Annotated in this window: 18 protein-coding genes; 15 read left to right on the forward strand and 3 right to left on the reverse strand. The window is 46.5% G+C overall.

The annotated features are described in order from the left end of the window. Nucleotides 1–238 precede the first annotated feature (238 nt). Entirely contained in the window at nucleotides 239–529 is a 291-nt protein-coding gene (locus V144x_RS19625; protein ID WP_144987327.1) for a hypothetical protein, read from the reverse strand. Nucleotides 530–887: 358 nt separating this feature from the next. On the opposite strand from V144x_RS19625, the gene V144x_RS19630 reads away from it, so the two are divergent. From V144x_RS19630 to V144x_RS19660, 7 genes are read left to right on the forward strand one after another with little or no spacing between them, the layout of a single operon-like run. Continuing rightward, entirely contained in the window at nucleotides 888–1808 is a 921-nt protein-coding gene (locus tag V144x_RS19630; protein ID WP_144991015.1) for a DUF1559 domain-containing protein, read from the forward strand. A gap of 41 nt (nucleotides 1809–1849) precedes the next feature. Further along, entirely contained in the window at nucleotides 1850–2665 is an 816-nt protein-coding gene (locus V144x_RS19635; RefSeq protein ID WP_197998531.1) for a DUF1583 domain-containing protein, read from the forward strand. A 10-nt stretch (nucleotides 2666–2675) separates the two neighbouring features. Next, entirely contained in the window at nucleotides 2676–4853 is a 2178-nt protein-coding gene (locus V144x_RS19640; RefSeq protein WP_144987331.1) for a hypothetical protein, read from the forward strand. Beyond that, nucleotides 4837–5676, forward strand: coding sequence for a class I SAM-dependent methyltransferase (locus V144x_RS19645; RefSeq protein WP_144987333.1), 840 nt, complete (start codon nucleotides 4837–4839; stop codon nucleotides 5674–5676). The genes V144x_RS19640 and V144x_RS19645 overlap by 17 nt, the downstream gene beginning before the upstream one ends. Further along, nucleotides 5652–6503, forward strand: coding sequence for a glycosyltransferase (locus V144x_RS19650; protein WP_197998532.1), 852 nt, complete (start codon nucleotides 5652–5654; stop codon nucleotides 6501–6503). Before V144x_RS19645 ends, V144x_RS19650 begins: the two co-directional genes overlap by 25 nt. Beyond that, nucleotides 6500–7489: a sulfotransferase family protein gene (locus tag V144x_RS19655; RefSeq protein ID WP_144987337.1), complete on the forward strand. Its 990-nt coding sequence runs from the start codon at nucleotides 6500–6502 to the stop codon at nucleotides 7487–7489. Before V144x_RS19650 ends, V144x_RS19655 begins: the two co-directional genes overlap by 4 nt. Next, nucleotides 7476–8450: a lysylphosphatidylglycerol synthase domain-containing protein gene (locus tag V144x_RS19660; protein WP_144987339.1), complete on the forward strand. Its 975-nt coding sequence runs from the start codon at nucleotides 7476–7478 to the stop codon at nucleotides 8448–8450. Before V144x_RS19655 ends, V144x_RS19660 begins: the two co-directional genes overlap by 14 nt. A 219-nt stretch (nucleotides 8451–8669) precedes the next feature. Here the strand turns inward: V144x_RS19660 and V144x_RS28485 are convergent, their stop codons facing one another. Both V144x_RS28485 and V144x_RS19665 read right to left on the reverse strand, forming a co-directional pair. Beyond that, complete coding sequence (locus V144x_RS28485; protein ID WP_197998533.1) at nucleotides 8670–8819, reverse strand: hypothetical protein; 150 nt, start codon at nucleotides 8817–8819, stop codon at nucleotides 8670–8672. A 61-nt stretch (nucleotides 8820–8880) separates the two neighbouring features. Then, entirely contained in the window at nucleotides 8881–9756 is an 876-nt protein-coding gene (locus tag V144x_RS19665; protein ID WP_144987341.1) for a helix-turn-helix domain-containing protein, read from the reverse strand. Nucleotides 9757–10809: 1053 nt separating this feature from the next. Here V144x_RS19665 and V144x_RS19670 point away from each other — a divergent pair. The 8 genes from V144x_RS19670 to V144x_RS19705 all read left to right on the forward strand — a co-directional run bounded on the left by V144x_RS19670 (nucleotide 10810) and on the right by V144x_RS19705 (nucleotide 22944). Next, a complete protein-coding gene (locus tag V144x_RS19670; RefSeq protein WP_197998534.1) occupies nucleotides 10810–11838 on the forward strand; it encodes an AAA family ATPase in 1029 nt (342 codons plus the stop codon). A gap of 98 nt (nucleotides 11839–11936) precedes the next feature. Next, nucleotides 11937–12812, forward strand: coding sequence for a DUF58 domain-containing protein (locus V144x_RS19675; protein ID WP_144987344.1), 876 nt, complete (start codon nucleotides 11937–11939; stop codon nucleotides 12810–12812). Next, nucleotides 12809–13861: a hypothetical protein gene (locus tag V144x_RS19680; protein ID WP_144987346.1), complete on the forward strand. Its 1053-nt coding sequence runs from the start codon at nucleotides 12809–12811 to the stop codon at nucleotides 13859–13861. The genes V144x_RS19675 and V144x_RS19680 overlap by 4 nt, the downstream gene beginning before the upstream one ends. Further along, complete coding sequence (locus V144x_RS19685; RefSeq protein WP_144987348.1) at nucleotides 13861–14931, forward strand: vWA domain-containing protein; 1071 nt, start codon at nucleotides 13861–13863, stop codon at nucleotides 14929–14931. The genes V144x_RS19680 and V144x_RS19685 overlap by 1 nt, the downstream gene beginning before the upstream one ends. A 40-nt stretch (nucleotides 14932–14971) precedes the next feature. After that, complete coding sequence (locus V144x_RS19690; protein WP_144987350.1) at nucleotides 14972–17197, forward strand: VWA domain-containing protein; 2226 nt, start codon at nucleotides 14972–14974, stop codon at nucleotides 17195–17197. A 28-nt stretch (nucleotides 17198–17225) separates the two neighbouring features. Then, nucleotides 17226–20027 carry a BatD family protein gene (locus tag V144x_RS19695; RefSeq protein WP_144987353.1) on the forward strand — a complete coding sequence of 934 codons (2802 nt, stop codon included), beginning with the start codon at nucleotides 17226–17228 and terminating at the stop codon, nucleotides 20025–20027. A gap of 71 nt (nucleotides 20028–20098) precedes the next feature. Beyond that, entirely contained in the window at nucleotides 20099–21574 is a 1476-nt protein-coding gene (locus tag V144x_RS19700) for a sensor histidine kinase (protein WP_144987355.1), read from the forward strand. Then, nucleotides 21571–22944: a sigma-54-dependent transcriptional regulator gene (locus tag V144x_RS19705; protein WP_144987357.1), complete on the forward strand. Its 1374-nt coding sequence runs from the start codon at nucleotides 21571–21573 to the stop codon at nucleotides 22942–22944. The genes V144x_RS19700 and V144x_RS19705 overlap by 4 nt, the downstream gene beginning before the upstream one ends. Nucleotides 22945–23602 lie beyond the last annotated feature (658 nt).

The raw sequence follows: 23602 nt of genomic DNA on the forward strand, positions 1-23602 counted from the left end.
GACGCAATCGAGAGATGAGATGGAACGATGTCATTTAGAAAGGGTAGATAAGGATTCGAAGAAGGAACTCCTTACCTTTCATTTCAACTCCTGAAAAGCGTCAAGTAAAGGCGCTATTAGAAAAAATAGTGGTCATAGATGTTGTCGAACTACAGGGGGCGGGCTAAAGAAATCCCCGCCACACCCCCTGTTTACCGGCTGCCAACATGTCGTCAGGCTGCATTCAGGAGCCTAATCACTAGGGAGTGTTGCATCTGTTGGACGTTTTTTTGGCATCTCCACTGCAATCATTGTTGTTATTTTCTGTCTTGCAGGACCACGCTGCTGATGTTGCTATGACTCCCGGGTTATCATTCGTTGATTTATATGAGTTACCAATATCGTTACACATTGTACCATTTGCTTCTTCGCAGACCAAAGTTGTTGACTTACCGTCACAATCTTTAGTCGCTCCCCCGGACACAGACGCTACAGACGCTGGGAAACAAATAGCCATACCCAGTAAGGCAACTGAAAAGATACGCGTCATCTCATTCTCCTTCGCAAAAATAATGTACAGAAACGAGATATAGACGGACAAGATGCAGAGTCAGGACACATGTTCTCTTGTATTCGTTATTGTAGATTAGTGAATGACTAATCGAATAAGTATTCTTCCCATGTACTAAAGGTTGTTGTCCGTCTAGTTACAACCCACCATAGTACTGTTAAAAAACTGAACGTCAAGATATGTTCACAAAATAAAGGTAAACAAATGAAAATCTAAATTAATGATTGAATATTCATAAAGTTACTGTATACTCGCGACAAGTGTGTCCATGATAACACGTGATATACTGGGAGTAGTCGGTTGTAAATCTCTAACAATTTAAGAGAGGTCGTGCCCGATGTTGAACCGAAGATCTGTTTCACGCCATGGTTTAACTTTGGTCGAGTTGATGGTGGTGCTCGCCATCATCGGGATTCTGATTTCTCTATTACTTCCGGCTATTCAGCAGGCCCGGGAGGCAGCTAGGCGAGCACATTGTCGGTCCAATCTGAAACAGATTACCCTGGCAATTCTGAATTATCACAACGTCCATCAAACGGCGCCACTAAATACCAGTTTTACACATGGGTTTGGTCCAAGTGCCCGTGTGAAAAGCTGGATGCAGTGTTTACTTCCGTTTATTGAGCAGTCTGCGCTTCACGAAAAGATTGATCCGGGTTCTTCGATCGTGGGGATGCGACATATCGCAGCGATGCCCATTTCCCTTTTTAACTGCCCGACCGATACGCATCCGGGCAGTCTGGATGAACGCGCTGATGTTCCACAGGACTGGGTATTGGGCATCACAAATTATAAAGCGAGTGCAGGGAGTAATTGGGGCTGGGGACTTTTTGCACGAAGTGAACCCAATGGAAGATTTGCAGGAAGTACTGATGGATTGAGCGAAGGCAATGGTTTTATTTGTGAGTCAAGAAAAGCTCCTGTTGTTACGCGTTTAAAAGATCTCACCGATGGAACCAGTAATACCTTTGCAGTCGGCGAATGTGTGGCGGGCTGGACGAAGTGGTCATGGTGGTTCTCCAATAATACTGTCACAGCCACATCTGCGATTCCCTTGAATTATAAACCACCAAGTAAGACTCGTGAAGAAAATGCACTGGACTGGTTTCACTGTTATGGATTTTCCAGCCGACATCCCGGAGGTGGCAATTTTTCGATGGCGGATGGCAGTGTGAGATTCATAAACGAAAATGTGAATCTCTCGATCTATCGAGCCTTGGCCACGATTCAGGGGCAGGAAGTGGTTCAACTACCGTAATATTTACAGTCTTGGATTCTTAAATACGAATGTTATTGGATATGGCTCTGTTGAGAAATAATTTCAGCTTATTACGTTTAACGATTCTTGCGTTAATCACTTTATTTCATCATGGAATTCACTCTGCTTACGGTGAGGGACTCACAGTCGAGTTTCATCGTAAGGATGCCACTCTTGGTGTGATGAAGCTCATTGGTAACACTCCAGCAATGAAGTTTACTAAATCGGGCCTAGTCATAAGGAAGAAGCCTAAAATTCCAAAGTTGTGGGCAGGGACAGCGAGTCAGTTCTGGGTGGCCGGAGATTTTGAGATCACCGGCCACTTCGAAATCAATGAGAGTCTTTGCCCACCCACCGAGGGGTACGGTACCGGGGTTTCATTGCAAGTGGCAGTTGATGTCAAGGGGGAGCGTCAAAAGTTCCTTTTGGGCCAGTATCTTTTGCCAGAATCTGCCGGCACAGTGTATTTGGCAAGTATCAGGCGGAATCCAAAGAAACCACCATCCAACATTCGAAAACGATTGGATGTTGTGCAGACAACGGGTTGGCTGCGGCTTGTCAGAAAAGGTAATTCTTTAAAATTTGAAGTGAGTTCAGACGGCGTCGAATTTGAAGAAATTCACACAACCAAGTTCAGTGCCGATCAAACCACTGGAATTAGGTTCGTAGTCGATACGGGAAAATCGACTGCCAGCCAAAGTGTTTTCAAGAAGTTAGATGTGAATGCTGACCGTTTGGGGTTTGGTTCTACCAAACCTCAAGGTGGAGCGTATGCATGGAATGCATGGTGGGGCGCGTTAATTGTTTCAATACCTTTGGTAGCGGGTAGTATTTTATACGTTTGGCGACGCGGGTGAGGTTTAATTTATGATCCCAGAAGCTCAAGGCGCCTTTGTGGGCGGTTTATGGTCTGCAATCAATGTCTTGCTTTTGTCACGCATATGGAAACTTTCCGGCTGGATGTTTCCTCATGATGAAATATGGCGGCGTGTCGGAAGTACGATTGTATTAATGTGGGCCTGGATTTCACTGGTCGTGGCTGTCCTGGCTCCATTTTCCAGCCTCAACGGTCAGACACTTATCGCGGTCAACCTAATCGTGTTGCTTCTTGTTTTCGTTTTTGGTCAAACAATTAAAAATCAGCCTCATCTCCTTACCACATCGGTGATTGATCATACATCAGCGACAGAAGGATTTGTGCGGAACCTGCTGTTACTGCTGCTGGCTTTGATTTTTCTTTCGGAAGTGCTACCTCAATCCATGATCAATTTTCCCAGCGACTGGGATACGTTGATGTATCACTTACCATTGATCAATGAGTGGCTGCAAACCAACTCGCTGTCTGCTCCGGGATCACCGGTCTGGTATAACCCGGGGAATTACGAATTATTAGGTCTGTGGATCGTTGCCCCGTTTTCCGGGGATTTCTGGATTCCCCTTGCGGGACTCATTCCTCCGATCTTGCTGGTAAGTGCAACCTGTTCTGCCTGCCAGGAGTTTGGCATGCGAAGAACGACGACGGTGAGTATTGTACTTGCCATTGCTGGGACGCATTGTGTTTTTGGGCAACTGCATAGTTGTGAGAATGATATCGCGGTCGCGGCACTGTTTGCGTTTGCTGTTGCGTTCGGATTTAGATGGAGCCGAACCTGCTCGTTTGCCGACGCATTGCTCACTGCCTGCGCAGTCGGACTTCTTTGCGGCGTGAAGTACTATGCGTTGGGGTACACGGCGTTGAGTTCGATCTTGATCGTGACGACAATGTTCATACGCCAGGGGGTTCGTCGAGCCACTCAAGCAGGTCTGACCCTGCTTTTGGGTGTTTTTTTGATTTCTGGACATTGGTACTTACGAAATTATCTGACAACGGGAACACCATTATACCCATTGGGGTACAACAGTCAGACAAACGCTCTGGCTGAGTTACGTCCCAATACTTTTACTAGCACGTTACTGGGAGGCTGGGATCCAACTCATCTTTCGCAGTGTATCGAGTCCATTTGGATGTATGGAGGGTATGTTCAAGTCCTAGCAGTGTGCCTCATTCCTTTCTTGCTTGCTTGGATGATTGCCGGAACGATTATAGCACGGCAGGAGAAAGCTTCCCGAATTCGGTTAAACTATTTGTGTATGCTTCTCGCAGTCGTTGGGAGTCTGCTGGTATTTGCAGTGACTCCTTTTTTGGTCGACCCGAAAGATCCGACCAGAATTGCCGCCCAGGTGAGAGTGATGCGTTTTGGTCAGTGTCCACTGTGGGTACTCACATTGTGCCTTGGCTTGATCTGCGATGATATTTTCCGGATACCAACTACCAAATACGCTTCGTATTCTTCTTATTTGTGGGGGCTGAAATCGATACCCCGGCTCTCAATTTTTGTGCTTTCAATCATTCAATTCTGCCTCGCGTTTGTGATCGAAGCATCGCAATCCATTTTTATCAGTGTGCTGTTACTGGTCGACCTAGCAATTCTCTGGGCATGCCTTCACTATTTTGGGGCAGGAACGAACGTCCTGAAGAAAGCCCGTAACTGGTCATTCATTTTGATCGTGCTCATAGTGGGATCAGCTTCCAGTTACAACGCTACACGTTGGCACCATGGTTTTTCACAATTCTATGATGATTTTCTCGATGTCCGTTTTTTTACTCAGATCGAAACCCGGGAACTTAAGCCGAAAATCAACCGGATTATGGTGTTGCACTATCGTGTTTACCCGTTTTATGGATCGCAGCGTCAGTTTCGAGTTCATCGTCCCACTTTGATCACCACGCGCGATGATTTTTTAACTGCCCTTAAGTCCTTTCAGCCTGATTTAATTTTTGTGCATCCCCATGATCCTCACAAGTACGGTCGTTATAAGAATGCGGGATTCTGGGCACGGAATGAACTGGGGAAGTCTCTCGAGTTACTGCAGATAAATAACCACTATGATGTATACGCACTTCATGAGACTGATGACTCTCAGAAAGAGGACTCTCCGAAAGAGAAAAATGCACAGGTGACGGTTACAATCAGGGGACAGTCTGAATATGTTAAGACACAGTAATGAAGCAATGAAACAGCCAGGTGAGAGTAAGTTATCCCAGAATGCAATGGGGAATCGTCCTGGATATGATCTTCACCGGCCGATGCAGGAGCATCGCGCTACGCGAGCACAGGGACTGGCTGAGCAGGCGCTTTCGGCATGTAAACCGTTTCTTCTGTCAGAGCAGACATCTGCACTGGCTCTGATCGACGTGGGCTGCGGGTATGGTCACACGTTATTGGAATATGCAAAGCATTTTAATGCTGTCGTAGGTCTGGAACCGTCGTTTCCGCTGTTTCAGGAAGCAGATCGATTGACTCAAGACGTGCATAACATCACCGTGCGCAATTCCCGCGCTGAATTAATGAATGAGAATTCTACTTATGATGTCGTGGTGATGGATAATGTCCTCGAACACATCGAACACCAGGCAACATCTCTCGAAAACATTGTCCGATCACTGTGCCCCGGAGGGATCGCCTATATTGTTGTGCCTAATAAATGGTGGCCCATCGAAGTGCACTACGGGCTTCCCTTTTTAAGTTATTTGCCACTATCGCTGGCAAACTGGTATCTCCGTTTAAGTGGCCGGGGACATGACTATCGCGATGCTAGTTATGCACCATCCTATTTTTCACTCAGGCGCATGCTGCGAAGAATATCCTGTATCAGCTTTCACTTCGTCGTCCCCGAAGATGTATCGACGGCTCGGCTTGGTCAAAAACTTCATTACCGTTTCGGCGTCTGGTTATTGCGCCGGTTTCCCTTTCTATGGCCTGTCTCAAAGATTTTTGTGGTTGTGATAAAGAAGGAGGCATCATGCAACAAACCAACCCCAAAGTAACAGTTCTGCTGACCGTGGTGAATCCAGACCGTCATTATTTCCCAGCGGCAGTACAAAGCATTCTTGATCAGTCATTTCAGGATTTTGAATTTCTGATCGTGGAAGATCCTTCAGAGAAGGACGGTCGAACGTTTTTGACTGAAGAAATGTTGGATCGGGTTGTGTACATCACCAATACGGAAAGGACGTCTCTGGTAAGCCAAAAGAATTTAGGAATCAACAGGGCGCGAGGCGAATACATTGCCATGATTGATGCCGACGATATTGCTGCGCCGGATCGATTAAAGTCTCAAGTGGGGTTTCTGGATGCGCATCCCGATATTACTGTCCTCGGCAGCCAGATTGAGTTGATTGATCAGAACGGTCAGGTGATCGGACAACGTTCATTTCCAACCCTGCATGGGGATGTGGAAAGTGCTCTGCGTAGAACAGTGCCGTTGTGCCAGCCTTCAGTCATGTTGCGTAAAAGCTGGATTAAAAAAATCGGCGGCTATATCGACAACGGATATAGCACATGTGAGGACTATGAACTGTGGTCGCGTTTGCATCAGGCAGGCGCCAATTTCAGTAATCACAGATCCAAATTACTCAGATATCGTATTCATGGATCACAAATGAAAATGCAGTTTATTCGGGACACACTGCAAGCGGCACTTTATGTAAAGCGAAAGTATTGGGCGACGCAGATGTCTTTCCTCGATTGGGTTTATATGCTTTGTGAGAGAGCTATATTGGTTTTACCTGATAAGCTCCTTTATGAATTAGCAATGAACATTCTTTATGATGCCGATAATCCACTGATTTCAGAAACAAATGCTGCAAAATGAATGTTGATCATCCATTTTTTGTTGTTGGCGCACCTCGCTCTGGAACGACGATGTTGCAAATGGCTTTGAATCGTCATAGTGCAATCGTGATTCCTCCCGAGACGGCTTACTTTACTCTGGTCACCAGGTCAAAGCGGGGGCAGACACTTCACTGGAAACGAATCAATAAAGATTTACGTATCAATGTAAACCCGCCGGAAAGGCGCATTCATCCCGGAGTAGAAGCGGCTCATTGGTTTCATGAACTGCGTGATGCGTATTTGAAATCACTGGATAGAAAGTCGGAGACGTATTTTGGCGAGAAATCGCCTGAGCATCTCCGCCGCTATCGACGTATTATTCAGACGTTTCCTGAAGCGAAGTTTATCCTGATCTACAGAGACGGGCGGGATGTGGCTTTAAGTCTGACAAAGGTCCCCTGGATGCCTCGCGATCTGATGATCGGGTTCGAACTCTGGCGCCATTATTGTCAACTCCACAATAAAATGGTTGCAGAACTGGGAGAGCGGGTCTTTGTCGTCAAGTATGAAGAGTTCGTGGAACACCCTGTTGAGCAATCTAAAAAAATGCTCTCATTTCTGGGGGTCCCTTTCGAAGAAGCGGTCCCTCTGGGAACTGGTAACGTGGAAGGGATTCCAGAATTTGAAATGAGTTACAAACAAAACGCACTTGCACCGATTTTTTCGGATTCAATCGGCCGCTGGAACAAAGAACTCTCACCACACCAGGTCGAATTACTGGAGCGGTTCGGGCATCGTGAGCTGCAGGATCTGGGGTATTCCATTTCTGAAGAATATCAGCGAGGCGCCTCACTTCTTCATACATCAGCCGTTGCAGCAAAATGCGCAGGCTGGCTTGGTATCCGGTGGGTCTACCGGCTGCTTGATGAGCATGTGGGAACACGATTACATACAGCGAATCGTACATTAATCACTTCGGATAAGATATCCCCGGCAATGGGAGCAGGAGACCATGAGGTTTCGTAAAAAGACGTTGCTGTGGGGGCTCGCAATAGCTTCTTTACTTATATTTGGTGTACTGTTCTTGCGTTTTGTTTCGCAAAATGAGAACGAACTCAGAACTCTGAGGATCATTCAACCCTATTGTCTGGTAATACTATTCATCGCACTCACAACTGCTGTCTATGTACGCGCAGGCTACCTGCGGCATATTACTTTATATGAAGGAAAAGTTCTGGGACGTTTAGAAGCCATTTCGTTAGTTTGCTCATCAAACCTCCTGTCAATTATTTTTATCCCTTTCGCCTCTTGTGGCTTTAATGTCACTTATCTGATAATGCGGCAAGGAGTGTCGGCTGCCTTCGTTGGGTTTGCGATGATTGCCTTCATTTCATTCCAGCTAACATTTAGTTTAGCAGCGATCTTAATTGGTATGTATGCGGAAGGAGATTTGGACTTTCTCTCACCAACACAGCTTCAAATACTCGTTGTATTCTTATTGATTTTACTAATCGTGTTTTTGGTGTGTTTTTTATGGCAGCGAATCCATTCTGCTGAATCGCTGGAAGGAATTGCGAAGGTGCCTCATGCAAAAGAGACTCTTCTGGTAAGTGCGCTGCTAACAGCAATGCTCTGCTTTTCCAGCCAGGCATTAGCCTTTATAGCTGCCTGTGCAAGTTTGGGACTTGATTTGAATCTATTAGAAGGGGCAACGCTTTCGTCATCGCAACATGTTGCCACAATGTTATCACTGACGCCGGCTGGTATCGGATTCCAAGAGGCCGTTACCATGTACGTGGGAAATCTTATCGAAAAGAATTTCATCTTAGTGTTCGGGGCATTGCTACTGATCCGCGTCTCGATTTATGTTGTTTCGATTATAGTTTTACTTGTGAACCTTACAATTCGAAATCTGAATACAAAATTCGTGAATGCACCGCGTATGTTCAATTTAATCAACCGCGCGATAAGTTCTTTGAAAATTTAATATTGTGCTCCATTGACGAAATCGATTTTTGGACCCGCATGGCCAACTTATTCAGTCGCGCGATAAGTTCTGTGAAAATTTGGCTTTCTACTGAGTTGATATCATCCATTCTCGGTCGAATCTTATCCTTCGCTGGAAGGATAGAAGGAATTCATGCTGGATTTCTCTGGTGTGTGCGTACTGTAATCACAAAAAATTAGAATGATATGATCAGACTCACTACGCTGCTTTGCGATAGTAATAGTTCAGCAGACCGCCGAGTCGTTCGCGGCACTCAATCTCACCAGCACTTTGGCCAACTTCCTCTCCCGGTTCAATGATTTGATGATTGAGTCCCTGATGGTTCCTCTCTATGTGATAATGAGTCATGTATTATTTGGTTGCATTTCTCAACGAGTTTTCACCAAAGAAAATTATTCTGTCAAGGCACTCAGTTTTGAGTGAGCATAAAGAATCGCTCAATAAAAGCATTCAGATTGGGAGACCGGGGAGGCAGCACAATCGGCTGAATGTCTGACTGTTTCAGGATTTCTCGAAATGATTCACCAAAAGTTGAATCGCGACCCATGATTAGCTTTCGCTTTTCAGGCAGAAAACCATCTTCCTCATCTGACAGGTTTCTGGCAATCTGTTTCATCCATACTCCGTGTGGATTCGTTGTATAGCCAGCGAAATGAACTCTGCGAGTTTTCAGTTCGATTACGAACAGCAAATAGAAGGTAACAAGCCCACCTTTAGTCCAGACTTCCACGGTGGTAAAGTCGATCGCTGCTAAAACTTCCCAGTGCACCTTAAGAAAAGTACTCCATGTTGTCTGGCCTTTCCGATCAGGTGCTGGCTCAATACCCTGCTCTTTGAGAATTTTACGCACTGATTCGTCAGAGATCTTGTAGCCCACATTTGCAACAGCGTCAGCGATCCGGTCATATCCCCAACAAGAATTTTCTTTTGCGATTCGAATCACGAGTTGCTTAGCCTCACCAGGTAATCTAGGTCTACCTGATTTTCTCTTGCCTCGATTTGAACAATCCCATTTCTTAGTTACCAACTTTTTATGCCAACGAAGAATAGTATCTGGTGAAAACAGAGTACCAATCTGTTCGTGTCGCTTTCGCCCTAAAACTTTACCTTTAACGGAGAGTCTTCGACGCTGGTCATCATTGAGAAGAATACGTTTCTTGCCAAGTTTCTCTTTAAGAACCTGATTCTCAGTTCGTAGATATTCGATTACCTCTTGTTGATGTTTGTTAGCCCAGCCGATGATCATAAGGCAGAACAAGTGCAAAGGTTGCAGAAGAAAGCTCATAAAAAGCCCTATCGTGTAAAACTAAATAATCTGAATTATCAACATTCAGACATTTTATAATATTACCATTTCTGATTTTAACTCTGTGGGAACATGCTACAACAATTCTACCACTTACAGTTCGATTGAATAACTGCAAAGAAAATTATAACAAATCTTCCAATCCTCTTGCTCCATGAAGAATTCGAATCACTTGAATTCCATTTTCTATTTATTCATAGAAAATAACATATTTACCAATCGGAAAACAAAGAAGGCATTCACGGTATTGTTCTTGTAATGTCCCCATTCCAGGATTCGCAGCTAACTACTTTAATAGGTCGTTGATCTTTTGGACAAGTTTATCAGCAGTAGTCGTATCATGCTGTGCGATATAAGACCAAATACTCAGGACATCTTCTCGTGCCTGAAGAGTGCGTATTAGAAGTAGCATTACTCAGTCTTTGTAGCGTCACGCTCATGGGCTTCATTGAGAATTTCATCAACATACCACTCCTCGACATCACCAGCGTCTGCTTAGTCGATGCCAATTTGCAATTCTCGACGGAACTCAGCATCAATCCAATGTCGAATATACATCCTGTGATACTAAGGCATAACATTTTGTGATTGATCATCTTCTATTTTGAGTGGACGATCTGGTTGCTGATGTAATGCCTGCCGCATTTCTTATGTAATTTTAGGAGCCATATTGAGGTTCTACTACAAAATGAGCCTGAAGAAAAAAGGAAAACTGGCACTCGCAATAATAATACGTATTTACTCCATGTATTCAATCTCATTTTTAATCGCAAACTCTGATTTGGGATTTGCACATAGCAGTTTCAATTTGAACGCGACACAACAGTCTATCATGAGGCAATTTGCCCCACTGGGGCAGGCTGTCGCGATAATGAGAAGGTGCGTTTTGCTCTTATATTGAAATTAATTATCAAATCCAGAATAATTTCCAGGTTTAGGAAATCAAAACGTTTGGCATGCAAGATGCTTCTTGTTAAATTGCCGCAAACAAGCTGGCATGTTTTCATTTTCTAGGATTTGAGGAGTTTGAACATGACAAGTCCATCCACAACTAACAATAATCAATCAGAAATCAAGAATCAGATTAAGCTTTTGACCAAGGAAATAGAAACTCACAGCGAGCCGTTTCGACGGATTGTGGGGCAAGTCAATCAAGTGCTTGTCGGTCAAGAGAAACTAGTGCACCGCATGTTGATCGGATTATTGACACGCGGGCATCTGTTGATTGAAGGAGTCCCGGGTCTAGCCAAAACGACCGCTGTGGCAAGTTTGGCGAAAGCGATTAACACCGACTTTCAACGCTTGCAGTTTACTCCTGATTTACTGCCCGCCGATCTCATTGGCACACAAGTATATCGTCCGCAGGATCAATCGTTTGTTGTTCAGAAAGGTCCGATCTTTTCAAACTTAATCCTCGCTGATGAAATTAACCGCGCCCCGGCTAAGGTGCAAAGTGCGTTGCTGGAAGCGATGCAGGAACGACAGGTCACCATCGGCGGAGAAACATTTCCACTCGAAGAACCGTTTTTGATCATGGCGACTCAGAATCCAGTCGAACAGGAAGGTACTTATCCCCTGCCGGAAGCGCAAAGTGATCGCTTCATGTTGAAGGTGGTAGTCGACTATCCGAACCGGGATGAAGAGCTACAGATTCTGCGTCGCATGAGTAAAACCACTACGAACGACGAGATCGATGCGGTTACCTCACCTGCAGAAATCATCCACGCTCGCAAGTTAATTGATGAGATCTATGTGGACTCGAAAGTCGAAAACTACATCGTCGATCTGGTCATGGCAACACGCAATCCGGCAGCCTATGGGTTAAACCTGGATGGCTTAATTCAGTTTGGTGGCTCCCCCCGAGCAACAATCAACCTGACACTGGCCTCCAAGGCGAATGCCTTTCTGGCTGGTCGCGGATATGTGAAACCGGAAGATGTCAAAGAGATCGCACTTGATGTATTACGTCATCGCGTGATGATCACCTATGAAGCTGAGGCTGAAGATCGTGCCAGTGAATCGATTGTTAGTGAGATTCTCGCCCACATTCCCACTCCTTAGTTTTAAGCAGAACGACGTTTGATGTCCGGTAGCGAGCGTAGGTCAGTACCATCACAGGATGATCTGCGCCCTGCCCTGATCCAAGAATGGATATAACCATGATTCCTCGAGAAGTGATTCAGAAAATTCGCCGCGTGCAGATTCGCACTTCGCACAAAGTCGATGAAATGCTGGCGGGCACATGGCACTCTGCCTTTAAAGGCCGCGGCATTGAATTTGAAGAAGTTCGTCCGTATCAAATCGGCGACGATGTCCGCACCATTGACTGGAATGTGACTGCTCGCAGTGGTGAACCATACGTGAAGTTATTCCGGGAAGAACGAGAGCTATCGGTGATGTTGCTGATCGATCTCAGTGGTTCACAAAGCTTCGGAACCAACCAACAGACCAAACGAGAAGTTGTGACCGAATTGGGGGCGACACTCGCCATGTCTGCCATCAAAAATAATGACAAGGTCGGACTCACGCTCTTTACAGACCATATCGAAAAAAGCATCCCGACTCGTAAAGGTTCGCGGCATGTGCTGCGTCTGATTCGAGAGATGCTGTATTGCGAACCGATGGGAACCGGGACCGACATTCGACAGGCATTGGAACACCTCAACCGCGTGTCGAACCGTAAATCTGTCCTGTTCCTGATTAGCGATTTCCAGGATGAGAACTATGAATCCACATTGAAGATCGCCCGCCGACAACATGATATTGTCCCTGTGGTCATTTCAGATCAGCGGGAAGCCAGGATGCCGAATGTCGGTCTGATACGACTGCAAGATGCCGAGAGCGGAGAAATCATCACTTTTGATACTTCCAGCCGCAGTAATCGCGAAACATATGCTCGCTTGTATCAAGAGCGATCAGAAGCTCGCGATGCGATGTTTCGGCGACTGCGGTTAGAGCCACTTCATATCGAAACCGGTATCGATATAGTGGAGCCTCTACGACGATATTTTCATAAACGGGAGAGCCGAACATGAACTTCCTTCACAACATTCGTGGATGTTCAGACAGCGACAGTTGCTGCACATCACACAGTTATTCATCTTGGCTACTCAAAATCATCGTGGCAGGACTATTTTTCTCCTTGATCGGAGGCTTAGCCCAGGCGAAACCATTCAAAACAACCTACAAACAAGAGGGTTTTGATGTCTCGATCAGTATGTCGACGACCAGCGTTCGCGTTGCGGAGCCCTTCACAGTAACTTATGAACTGACCTCGCCCTCAGAGAAAACTTTGGTATGGCCTGCTGTTACGGAACAACTTGGCCCCTTCGACGTCATCGACTCGCAAGACTTGTTTGATATCCCCGTCGATTCGGGCCGAATGTGGAAACGCACACTGACATTGGAAAGTATTGAATCTGGCGATCTGGAAATTCCATCGCTGACCGTAAATATCGTCTCGTCAGGCTCAAAGAATGTTCAAGCAAAACCGATCGAAGTCATCAAGCTTGCTGCTCAACCCGTCAACGTCACCAGCGTTCTCGAAGGACGCGCAGATCCAAGACAGTTTCGCGACATACAGTCTGTTGTCGATGTGGAGGTGCCGGTTAAAGAATCCTCACAATGGACCACCTGGGGAATGACCAGTCTCGGTGTCGTCGCACTGGCTTGCCTTGCTTTTGTGGTCCTGGCTGTACGAGGCCGTTCGATCACACCAGAGAAATGGGCGCTGCAACAACTTGATGCACTGTCAGTAAGTGTAAAAGAGAATCCCAATGAAAACGATCAAAAAATCACTGAGCTGACAGATATTGTGAAGCATTTCCTGGCCCAGCAGCACGACACCCCGGCCGGTCAACAAACAACGCACGAATTGTCACAAATGCTGGCCAATCGGAATATCGGTTCCAAGCTGGTGCAAGACGATCTATGCAATGTTTTGTCACTCGCAGACGAAGCAAAGTTCGCAGGTCTAGACTTAAGTGTGGACGAGTTGCAATCCGCGATTCAAACCGTCCGTGGAAGTATATCTGAGTTATCAAAACCATTAGTCCCTGCAACAGCGAATCCGGAGGTTTCCTAATGTTTGACTCACCCTGGTATTTTTTACTGCTGCTCACACTACCCGTCCTGGCGTGGTGTTTGTTTGCGAGGAAAAGAAAATCAGCTGTTCAATTTAGTTCACTGAAAATGGCAAAAGACCTTTCACCGACACTACGGCAACGACTCAACTGGTTGCCCCGCGCGCTGACGCTGCTTGCCATTTTATTTATGATTCTGGGACTGGCCAGACCGCGCGAAGGACGTGAGCAAAAAGTCACGACCAGCGAGGGAATCGCCATCGAAATGGTCGTCGACCGTAGCGGCAGTATGCAGGCCATGGATTTCAAAATCAACGGCGAACATGTTGATCGCCTTACTGCCATTAAAAACGTGGCTGGGAAGTTTGTAGAAGGAAAAGAGGATCTGGATGGTCGATTCAACGATCTCGTAGGTCTGATCACATTCGCAGGTTATGCCGATGGTATCACACCGCCGACTTTGGACCATGCTCATCTTGTCTCACAATTGAACACGACCAAAATCGTCACGAATCGAAGCGAAGATGGAACAGCGATTGGCGATGCCATTTCGCTGGCAGTAGAAAAGCTGAATGCACTCGATGCACGACGTGATGAGAAAGTGAAAAGTAAAGTGATTATCTTGCTCACCGACGGTGAAAACAATGCTGGTGTGGTAGAACCAATTCAGGCAGCGGAACTCGCAGAGACCATGGGAATTAAAGTATACACCATCGGCGTAGGAACCAAAGGAGAAGCACCTGTGCCGGTAACCGACCCGTTCAGCGGCAAACAAGTCGTCCAGTGGATGCCGGTTAACATAGACGAAGAAACACTTCAGAAAGTGGCTGATCTCACTCATGGAAAATATTTCCGAGCAACCGACACCGACTCGCTGGAAAATATTTACAAGGAGATCGACACCCTGGAAAAGACGAAAGTTGAAGCCAAACACTATACCGATTACCGCGAACTCGCAGTCCAGCCGTACCAGGCCGGTCTCATCAATGTACCTCCACTATTGTTAATCGCCTTCGTGCTGTTATTGACACGGTTTGTGCTTGATCAAACATGGTTAAGAGAGTTGAACTGAATAGAGAAAAACAGACTAAGCTCAAGAGAGAAAATATATCATGGACATTCAATTCGGCAATCCGACTAATATCATTCTGCTCATTGCGGCAGCAGGCAGCCTGTTATTCGCTGGCTATGCAGCTGTGGCAAAACACCGCGCCGCGAGACAATTTGCCTCAGCGAACATGACTGACAAATTATTCTTAACGCCTCGGTTACAAAAACATTGGCTCTCTTCCATTTTGATTGTCGGCAGCTTGTGTTTACTGGCAATTGCATTGCTCGACATTCGTTGGGGAAAGACTGAACGTGAAGTTCCACAAAAAGGGATTGAAGTGATGTTTCTACTTGACGTGTCACGCAGTATGCTTGCAGAAGATGTCTCTCCCAATCGACTGGACCGGGCGAAACAACAGATCAAAGACATGGTCGATGAGATGTCCGGAGACCGTGTCGGTTTGGTTGTCTTCGCGGGTGAGACACGGCAATCGGTGCCGCTGACCAATCACTATGAAGACTTCAAACAGACACTGGATGCTGTCGGCCCTCACAGTGTTCGACGCGGCGGCTCGTTACTCGGCGACGCGATCCGGGCGGCTACCGCAGGGTTCATTAATAAAACGAACGACCACAAAGCCATTGTCGTCTTTACAGATGGTGAAGACCAGGAGAGCAAACCAGTAGAAGCGGCAAAAGCGGCATTCACAAAGAATGGCATTCGTATCTTTACCGTGGGCCTCGGAGACATGGATCAAGGAGCACGTATCCCGGAAACCGAACAAGGCAGTCAGGAATTCGTAGAATATCAAGGCGAACAGGTCTGGTCAAAAATGAATGGAACCATCCTCAGCCAGATAGCCACTGACACCAATGGTGCTTACATCCCTGCAGGCACCAAACAGGTCGATATGGCTGCTGTCTATCACAACTATGTAGCAAACATCGAACAAACCGAGTTTGAAACAGCAACAATCAGCGCTTACACACCACGATTTCAGTGGTTTGCATTCCCAGCCTTTCTGCTCTTGTTACTGGAAGTGCTTCTTTCGACAGCCCGACGAAGGGAGAAGTCACCAACCGCGAATGCAATTCCAGCCACCAAGAAAAACACGACAACTGAAAACCGTTCTACTTCCAAAAGCGCTGTGGCTGCACTCCTGGGATTGCTCGTGATGTTGATGCCGACAGCGACACTCAGCGCTGCTGAAGAGAACATTCCTTCTCAACAGAACAGTGCCGAGCAAATTAACGTCGCAAATCAACTCGTAAGAGATGGAAAGTTTGAGAAAGCATTAGAGCAGTATCAGCAGATTGAGCCAACTACGAACGATCAAACAGAGTTGAACTATAATGAAGCGGTCGCGCTATACCGTCAAGGTAACATGGAACAGGCGGCAGAGATGTTTTCCACCGTCGCAGGTGACGGGGAAACCAACATCGCAGCGCGCGCTCGGTATAACCTCGGTAATTGTCATTACACTAATGGTACGCAACTCGCAGAAAAGGATAACCAGGCTGCGATTGAACAATTGAAAACCGCCATAGAGCACTACCGTGGCTCATTACGAGGAAACCCGAACAACGCCGATGCCCGCGCCAATATCGAGCTCGCCGCTCAGTTTATCAAGGATTTGCAAGAACAACAAAAAGAACAACAGAAAGATCAGAAAGATCAACAGCAGCAGTCAAAAGACCAACAGAAGCCAAATGAAGACCAGAAACAGAAGTCTGATCAACGACAGAAGCAGGACCAGCAATCAAAGCAGAATCAAAAACCCTCTGAGGAATCCAAGGAACAAAACTCGGAACAGAAATCGAAACCCGAGCAACAACAACAACAACAACAACAACAACAACAACAACAGAAAGGTTCAAAGGGAGAACCTCAAGAGGACTCTCAAAGGCCACAACCACAACCTGGTGAAGAACAAAAACCTTCAGAAAAATCTGATCCTGAGAACAAACAAATGCAGCCTCAGTCACAACAATCAAAGAAAGCTGAGCAGTCGCCGCAACCCACTGAGCCAAAAGAGGCTGAAGATAAAGGAAAGCCAGAGGATAAAAAAGTTCCCTCCGGAGAACTCACTTCTGATCAAGAGCAGCCTCTGAAAGAGAATTCAAAAGACAAATATGGAATCGCAGCTCAAAATGAGAAACCCGGTTTAATGAATAAAGAAGAAGCCCTGAAGTTGCTGCAATCAGTACGCGACCGCAATATGCTGCGTCGATTACAGCAACAACAACTCGAACGAACTCGACAAGTTCACGTTGACCGTAACTGGTAATTTTCGAACTATAAATACTGGAAGAATCATGTTTCATTCAAATCATTATCTTCGATCTATACTGCCCGTACTCATTGTCGGGATCGCAGGTAGTTCTGCGTTCGCTGGTGATGTATCTATGCGTCTCTCTTCTCGCGAGGCCTATGTTGGCTCACCGATTCAGCTACTGATATCCATCAACAATGCCAGTGATTACGAACAGCCCACTTTACCCCAAATTGACGGAATCGAGATTCGTTCCGCCGGAGCACCATCGCAAAGTTCACAAGTGACGATTATCAACGGTCGCCGCAGCGAAAACCGCAGTGTGGTTCTGCGCTATCTGATCACACCACGTCGCGCAGGCACGTTCGAGATTCCCCCGCTCACGTTCAAAGTCGATGGGAAAGAAGTCAAAACGGAAGGAATCAAGATGGTCGCCACAAAAAGTGAAACCGGGGATCTGTTATTTGTAGAGATTGAAGGAAAAAAAGAAAAGGTCTTTGTCGGACAACCACTCGATTTGGCACTTCGAATTTACATCAAGCCATATCGCGATCAAGAACGGGAAATCACCCTCTCAGAAGGCGATATGTGGAACATGATCTCCGATCAAACATCATGGGGTTCTTTCCAGAATCGCATTGAAGAAATGACAAAAAAACGTCAACGTCCTGGCGGAAAAGAGGTGTTGCACGATAACGGTGAAGGTGAAGAACGAGCTTATTACATGTACGAGATTAATGCCAAGGTCTACCCCACGAAGGCTGGCAAAATTTCTGGCGATGATCTACAGATCGTGGTGAACTATCCCACAGCCCTTGGCCGCTCCCGTGATCCATTCGATAGTTTCTTCGACGACAGTCCGTTTGGTGGAAGCTTTATGTCATCTTCATTCAGCAATCGATTATCAGTGACATCTTCGAGGCCTGTCGTTGCAGAGGCCACAGTTGATACCACCGAAGTGTTACCAGTACCAACGGAAGGTCGCCCTTCCGATTATCGTGGAGCAGTCGGACAGTATAACATCGTTACCCAAGCATCACCCGTCAATGTGCATGCAGGCGATTCGATTACTCTCAATATTGGTATCGTCGGCACTGGTCCTATGGAACTGGTACAGGCTCCACCTTTGTCAGAATTGCCTAAGTTAAAAAAATTCAAGGTCTCGAATCAGCCCCTGGCAGGCTACGTCAAAGATGATAGTAAAGTCTTCTCAACAACAATTCGTCCTCGTAAAGCAGGTATCACCGAGATCCCTGCGATTCCATTCAGTTTCTTCAATCCGGAAACCGAAAAGTTTGAAACAGTACACTCAGCTCCCATTGCGATTACCGTGGAGAAAGCAGAATCACTCGCACTGGATACCATTGTGGGAGCAAAAAGCACAAACTCGAAAGGACAAAGTAAAACAGAAAGCATGCATACACTTGAGCCACGATTGATCAATTTTGAGTCATCAAGTGTACTCACGTCGCAAGAACCACATTCTGCATGGAACTGGTGGTGGTTGGCTGTTATTCTGCCGCCTGTGGTCTGGGTCATTACCTTGACAGCCAAATACCGTCATTGGTTTGCCCAACGTATGCCTTCTCTGCGATCACCACAAAATCGCTGTATCGCACAAATCTCAAATGCCGAGGATCAATCAACGATTGCAAATGCCTTGCTGAGATATATGCAAAAACTGTTTCCTGTTAAAGATTCAACAGTTACAACTGAGAATTTGAGTGAGTCTTCTCCTACTATCGGAGCAATGCGTTCTGCAGGGTTGTACGAACTGGCAGCAGATGCAGAATTGTTGATCGAACAGCTCAGCCACGACCACGTCGGCTATGGAACCAATGTTGACTTCGAATTGCAAAAATCAACGGCACTCGATCTTGTGAATCGACTTACCGCCCGCATGAAGTCGCAGTCCAATCGTCATATTCGTCCCCCCCGCTCTACTGTTAAGAAGTCGAAACACGCTAAGGTCTCTCAATCTTTTGCATTGTTGCTGGGACTGGGGTTGGCATCAATGACATCAACCGTGATGGCAAACGATACCAGTGCAACAGCCCCAGTACCCTCACCGCAAGTGGTTCTTAATCAGGCACAGCGCGAGATCATTTTCAACGAAGCAAGTGAATCGTATCGCGACGGACTCGCTCTTGCAGAAACGAACATGGTCGATGCGAAAGATCTATTTCTGCAAGCTGCGAAAAAGTATCAGTTGCTGGTCAACTCGGGGATCTCGAATGCCGATCTGTACTTCAATCTTGGCAATTCGTACCTGCAATCCGATCAACTTGGTCGCGCGATTGCAAATTACGAACGTGCACTGAAGTTACAGCCAGATAATCGGCAGTTTCAAGCGAACCTGAATGCAGCTCAGGCAATAGTGCAAATAGAGACGACACCGCAAGAACTCACGAGTCTTGACAAGGGCCTGCTGTTAAAATTGAAAAATGGAAACTCGGTCTTGATCAATATGGTTGGTCAACAGGCTATTATGGTAGTAATTGTACTTTCATCACTCACGTTTTGGGGACTTGTGATCTTGCGAACAATGGGCCATAAGCTATCATTGTGGAAATGCGCCACACTACCGGGATTACTATTAGTCGTCTCCCTGGTTTCGATGCACTTCCATGCAGAAAACACAACTCAGCAAGGAAATGCAGTCATTGTTGAACAACGTTTACAATTACATGAGGGAGACGGAGAACAATTCGCCGAAGTCGTCGTATTGGATTCCGCTGAAGGCCATCGAGTGCAAACCCTGGCCCACCGAGGTTCTTGGACGCAGATCCAAACCACGCGCGGTCATATCGGCTGGGTTCCCGATCATGTACTCGAACTGTTATAATGCCTGTCGAAACGAGAATTCGCTGACATTTCAACCCATCCAATAAACATTTCCGACAAGGAAAGACATGAATGAAACTGGCAGCCAAACTGATTCTAATATTCATGGTGGGGGTCTTGGGAATTGTCGCGTTGTTCTCTTGGCAAACTTTTAAGCAGCAGCGTGAATGGTCTCAACAATCATATGAAGAGAGTGCTGTCGATCTGGTGAATGCACTCAAGCCTACCATTGAACAAGCTTATCGAGACGGTGGTACGGTGCGGATTCAACAGGCAATTGAAGTCGCCCGACGAACGACCTCAGGACCTGCGATGCGTTGGATCGACCCGGAGAAACCTGACGATGTTCAACAGATCCCAGGTGTTCGCCCCACAGATACGGAAACACTTACTCGCAGTATTTCGAGCATTTCCATTTCGGATAACGACGGCAACGCGAAGCAATTGACTTACGTACCACTCACTCTTGCCGGAGAAGTCCCCGGAACAGTCGAAGTGGCAACACCGTTAATGGATTCTGAGGCTAATATTCACCGCTCCTTTCAAGCTTCAGTGTTGTTATTAATCGGAGTGACCCTGCTTTCCGGTTTTGTGATTTACTGGGGTGGCTTGAAACTGATTGCCAGTCCGTTACGAAAGTTAATGAAACAAGTTGAAAAGATTGGCGAGGGAGAATTCGGTCAACCTCCTGCAATTACTTCTAACGACGAATTTGGTCAACTTGCATTCGCAATCAGTGAGATGAGCCGTCGATTGGAGCAACAGCGAACAACGATTGAAACAGAAAAAGAAACGAGGCAACAAACACAGCAACAGCTCCGACATATTGATCGACTGGGTACAGTCGGCACACTGGCTGCCGGAGTAGCCCATGAGTTGGGTACTCCACTGAATGTTGTTTCGGGACGGGCAGGCTTAATTTCCAGTGGACAACTTTCTGCAGAAGAAGTCAGTTCAAGCGCACAGGCAATTCAAAAAGAAGTCGAACGGATGACCGCCATTATCCGTCAACTGCTCGACTTTGCTCGTCGCACTGGAACAGAGCATGCGTCAATCAACCTCATCCAGCTTGCTCAAAAAACGTGCGAACTAATGCAACCACTGGCAAAGAAAGCACATGTAAACCTAATAGTAGACGCTAATGAGAACTTACCAGTGACAACGGTGGGAGATACTGGGCAAATACAACAGGTCATCACCAACCTCATCAGTAACGCAATACAGGCGATTCCCGATGGCGGCAAGATTTTGATCAAAGTGCATTCAGAGGAGATTCAACCACCGGCGATCATTGAATCAGAACAAAATCGGTTTTCCTGTCTGGAAGTAATCGACACTGGAACGGGTATGACAGATACTGAAACCGAGCATGTGTTTGAACCATTCTATACAACAAAAGATGTGGGTGAAGGAACTGGTTTGGGACTTTCAATTGCTTATGGAATTGTACGTGAACATGGTGGGTGGATCGATGTCGCGAGCAAGAAGGATCAGGGGACAACATTTCGAGTGTGGTTGCCGTTAGACAATCAGAAAGATTTGCAATGAACGAAAACTCTGACAAGCCACGAATTCTGGTGATTGATGATGAACAGTCAATGTGCGAACTCATCGAAACCGATTTACGACTGCGTGGCCTGCATGTTGACTGGTTCACCGATGCCGCGAAGGCCATTACGGCAATCGATCAGGATAACTATGATGTTGTATTGACTGACATTCGTATGCCGGGGACGACAGGTTTACAACTCTGTCAACAACTCACCGAATTTCGACCGGATATACCTGTCGTCCTGATGACAGCCTTTGGAAGTCTGGAAACCGCAGTTTCTGCGATACGGGCGGGAGCATATGATTTCATCACCAAGCCGATTGAAATGGATCTGTTAGCGATCACAGTTCGTCGAGCGATTGATCACAGGCGACTCACCGAACAGGTACGGTTGTTAAAAGAATCCAATCAACCCGTCCGTTCGTTCGGAGACATGATCGGCAGCAGCCCTGCGATGCAGGCTTTGTACGACCAACTCGAACAAGTAGCGGGTTCTGACGCGGGCGTGTTGATCACCGGCGAAAGCGGCACCGGTAAGGAACTGGTCTCGCGGTCCATCCATGCACATTCGCGCCGGGCAAACAATCCATTTATAGCGATCAATTGCGCTGCTCTCTCGGAATCTCTGTTAGAGAGTGAATTGTTCGGTCACGTCAAAGGGGCGTTCACGGATGCCCGTAGTGAACGCCGCGGATTGTTCCTGGAAGCAAACGGCGGCACCTTGCTGCTTGATGAAATGGGCGAAATGCCAATGTCGATGCAGGTCAAACTGTTGCGAACATTAGAAGAACGCGTGCTGCGACCAGTTGGATCAGACAAGGAAACACCGTTTGATGTCCGTGTGATTTGTGCTACCAATCGCGATCTTGAAGCGGCGGTTGCCGACGAACGATTTCGGGAAGACCTGTACTACCGCATTAACGTTATTGGATTGCACTTGCCACCGCTTCGCTCACGCGGAACTGATATTTTACGCTTGGCAGAGCACTTTCTCAAACAGTTTTCTACAACCGAAAACAAACACGCAACGGATCTGGCAGAGGGAGTGGCAGAGAAGTTAATCAAGTATCACTGGCCTGGAAACATTCGCGAATTACGTAACGTGATGGAACGCGCAGTCGCATTAACACGGCACGATAAGATTACCATCGCCGATTTGCCTCAAAAAATCACGAACTATCATAGCAATCAAATCCTGATTGATGGTCTCGATCCAAACGAACTCGTCTCACTGGAAGATCTTGAACGCCGCTACATCACCCATGTGCTGGAAGCCACCGGAGGGAATCAAACCCAAGCCGCACGCATCCTCGGCCTCGACCGAAAAACGATCTACCGCAAACTCAAACAGAACGATTCCGAATAACGTAACTCTACTTTCGTTAAAACCCGTTGGTTTTCACAGATTTCACGGAGAAGAAGTCGTAATCCCAAAGTATTTCACCGTGTCGTTTGAGAAATTCATTCCACGAGTCGGAAGTACAACCTGGGCCAGATTTAATACCTCGTATGGTCAATTTATTCAGCCACGCGATAAGCTCTTTAACGATTTGGCTTTCTACTGAGTTGATATCATCCATTCTCGGCCGAATCATATCCTTCGCTGGAAGAATAGAAGAAATTCATGCTGGATTTCTCTGGTGTGTGCCGTTCGGTTCAAAAAGTGTCTAGATATCAAAATCGTTTCAGAAAATACTTTGTGATGGATTCCAGTTATACAAAACTGTCGCACGTAGTGATTCACTGTCAGAAGTCACAAAATATCAGCCAATCGCGCAACACGAAGCCTGTGGTTGAATTATTGAAAGTTTGCCCTCGATCACTTCTAGTCACTTTCTGCTCAAACAATCTCCCAAGTCACCCATGTGTGAATTTCCCTGGACTTCATCTGGAAGCTCTCGAATCAGTGGAGATGGTCTTGTGCCGTATTTCTTCATTGATCAGCAAATAATCACCGGGCTCACTTGCGCTCTTGTCTTCTAAAAAAGTTCCCATCTTCATCTTGACCTGTCCCTGCCGTTTTC

This window comes from Gimesia aquarii (genome assembly GCF_007748195.1).
GTDB classification, from domain to species: domain Bacteria; phylum Planctomycetota; class Planctomycetia; order Planctomycetales; family Planctomycetaceae; genus Gimesia; species Gimesia aquarii.

What these genes read in the sequence shown, in the direction of transcription:
- V144x_RS19625 (WP_144987327.1), bottom strand. Translation starts at nt 529, where the DNA reads ATGACGCGTATCTTTTCAGTTGCCTTACTGGGTATGGCTATTTGTTTC.
- V144x_RS19675 (WP_144987344.1), top strand. Translation starts at nt 11,937, where the DNA reads ATGATTCCTCGAGAAGTGATTCAGAAAATTCGCCGCGTGCAGATTCGC.
- V144x_RS19670 (WP_197998534.1), top strand. Translation starts at nt 10,810, where the DNA reads ATGACAAGTCCATCCACAACTAACAATAATCAATCAGAAATCAAGAAT.
- V144x_RS28485 (WP_197998533.1), bottom strand. Translation starts at nt 8,819, where the DNA reads ATGACTCATTATCACATAGAGAGGAACCATCAGGGACTCAATCATCAA.
- V144x_RS19650 (WP_197998532.1), top strand. Translation starts at nt 5,652, where the DNA reads ATGCAACAAACCAACCCCAAAGTAACAGTTCTGCTGACCGTGGTGAAT.
- V144x_RS19645 (WP_144987333.1), top strand. Translation starts at nt 4,837, where the DNA reads ATGTTAAGACACAGTAATGAAGCAATGAAACAGCCAGGTGAGAGTAAG.
- V144x_RS19690 (WP_144987350.1), top strand. Translation starts at nt 14,972, where the DNA reads ATGGACATTCAATTCGGCAATCCGACTAATATCATTCTGCTCATTGCG.
- V144x_RS19655 (WP_144987337.1), top strand. Translation starts at nt 6,500, where the DNA reads ATGAATGTTGATCATCCATTTTTTGTTGTTGGCGCACCTCGCTCTGGA.
- V144x_RS19695 (WP_144987353.1), top strand. Translation starts at nt 17,226, where the DNA reads ATGTTTCATTCAAATCATTATCTTCGATCTATACTGCCCGTACTCATT.
- V144x_RS19660 (WP_144987339.1), top strand. Translation starts at nt 7,476, where the DNA reads ATGAGGTTTCGTAAAAAGACGTTGCTGTGGGGGCTCGCAATAGCTTCT.
- V144x_RS19665 (WP_144987341.1), bottom strand. Translation starts at nt 9,756, where the DNA reads ATGAGCTTTCTTCTGCAACCTTTGCACTTGTTCTGCCTTATGATCATC.
- V144x_RS19640 (WP_144987331.1), top strand. Translation starts at nt 2,676, where the DNA reads ATGATCCCAGAAGCTCAAGGCGCCTTTGTGGGCGGTTTATGGTCTGCA.
- V144x_RS19635 (WP_197998531.1), top strand. Translation starts at nt 1,850, where the DNA reads ATGGCTCTGTTGAGAAATAATTTCAGCTTATTACGTTTAACGATTCTT.
- V144x_RS19685 (WP_144987348.1), top strand. Translation starts at nt 13,861, where the DNA reads ATGTTTGACTCACCCTGGTATTTTTTACTGCTGCTCACACTACCCGTC.
- V144x_RS19700 (WP_144987355.1), top strand. Translation starts at nt 20,099, where the DNA reads ATGAAACTGGCAGCCAAACTGATTCTAATATTCATGGTGGGGGTCTTG.
- V144x_RS19680 (WP_144987346.1), top strand. Translation starts at nt 12,809, where the DNA reads ATGAACTTCCTTCACAACATTCGTGGATGTTCAGACAGCGACAGTTGC.
- V144x_RS19630 (WP_144991015.1), top strand. Translation starts at nt 888, where the DNA reads ATGTTGAACCGAAGATCTGTTTCACGCCATGGTTTAACTTTGGTCGAG.
- V144x_RS19705 (WP_144987357.1), top strand. Translation starts at nt 21,571, where the DNA reads ATGAACGAAAACTCTGACAAGCCACGAATTCTGGTGATTGATGATGAA.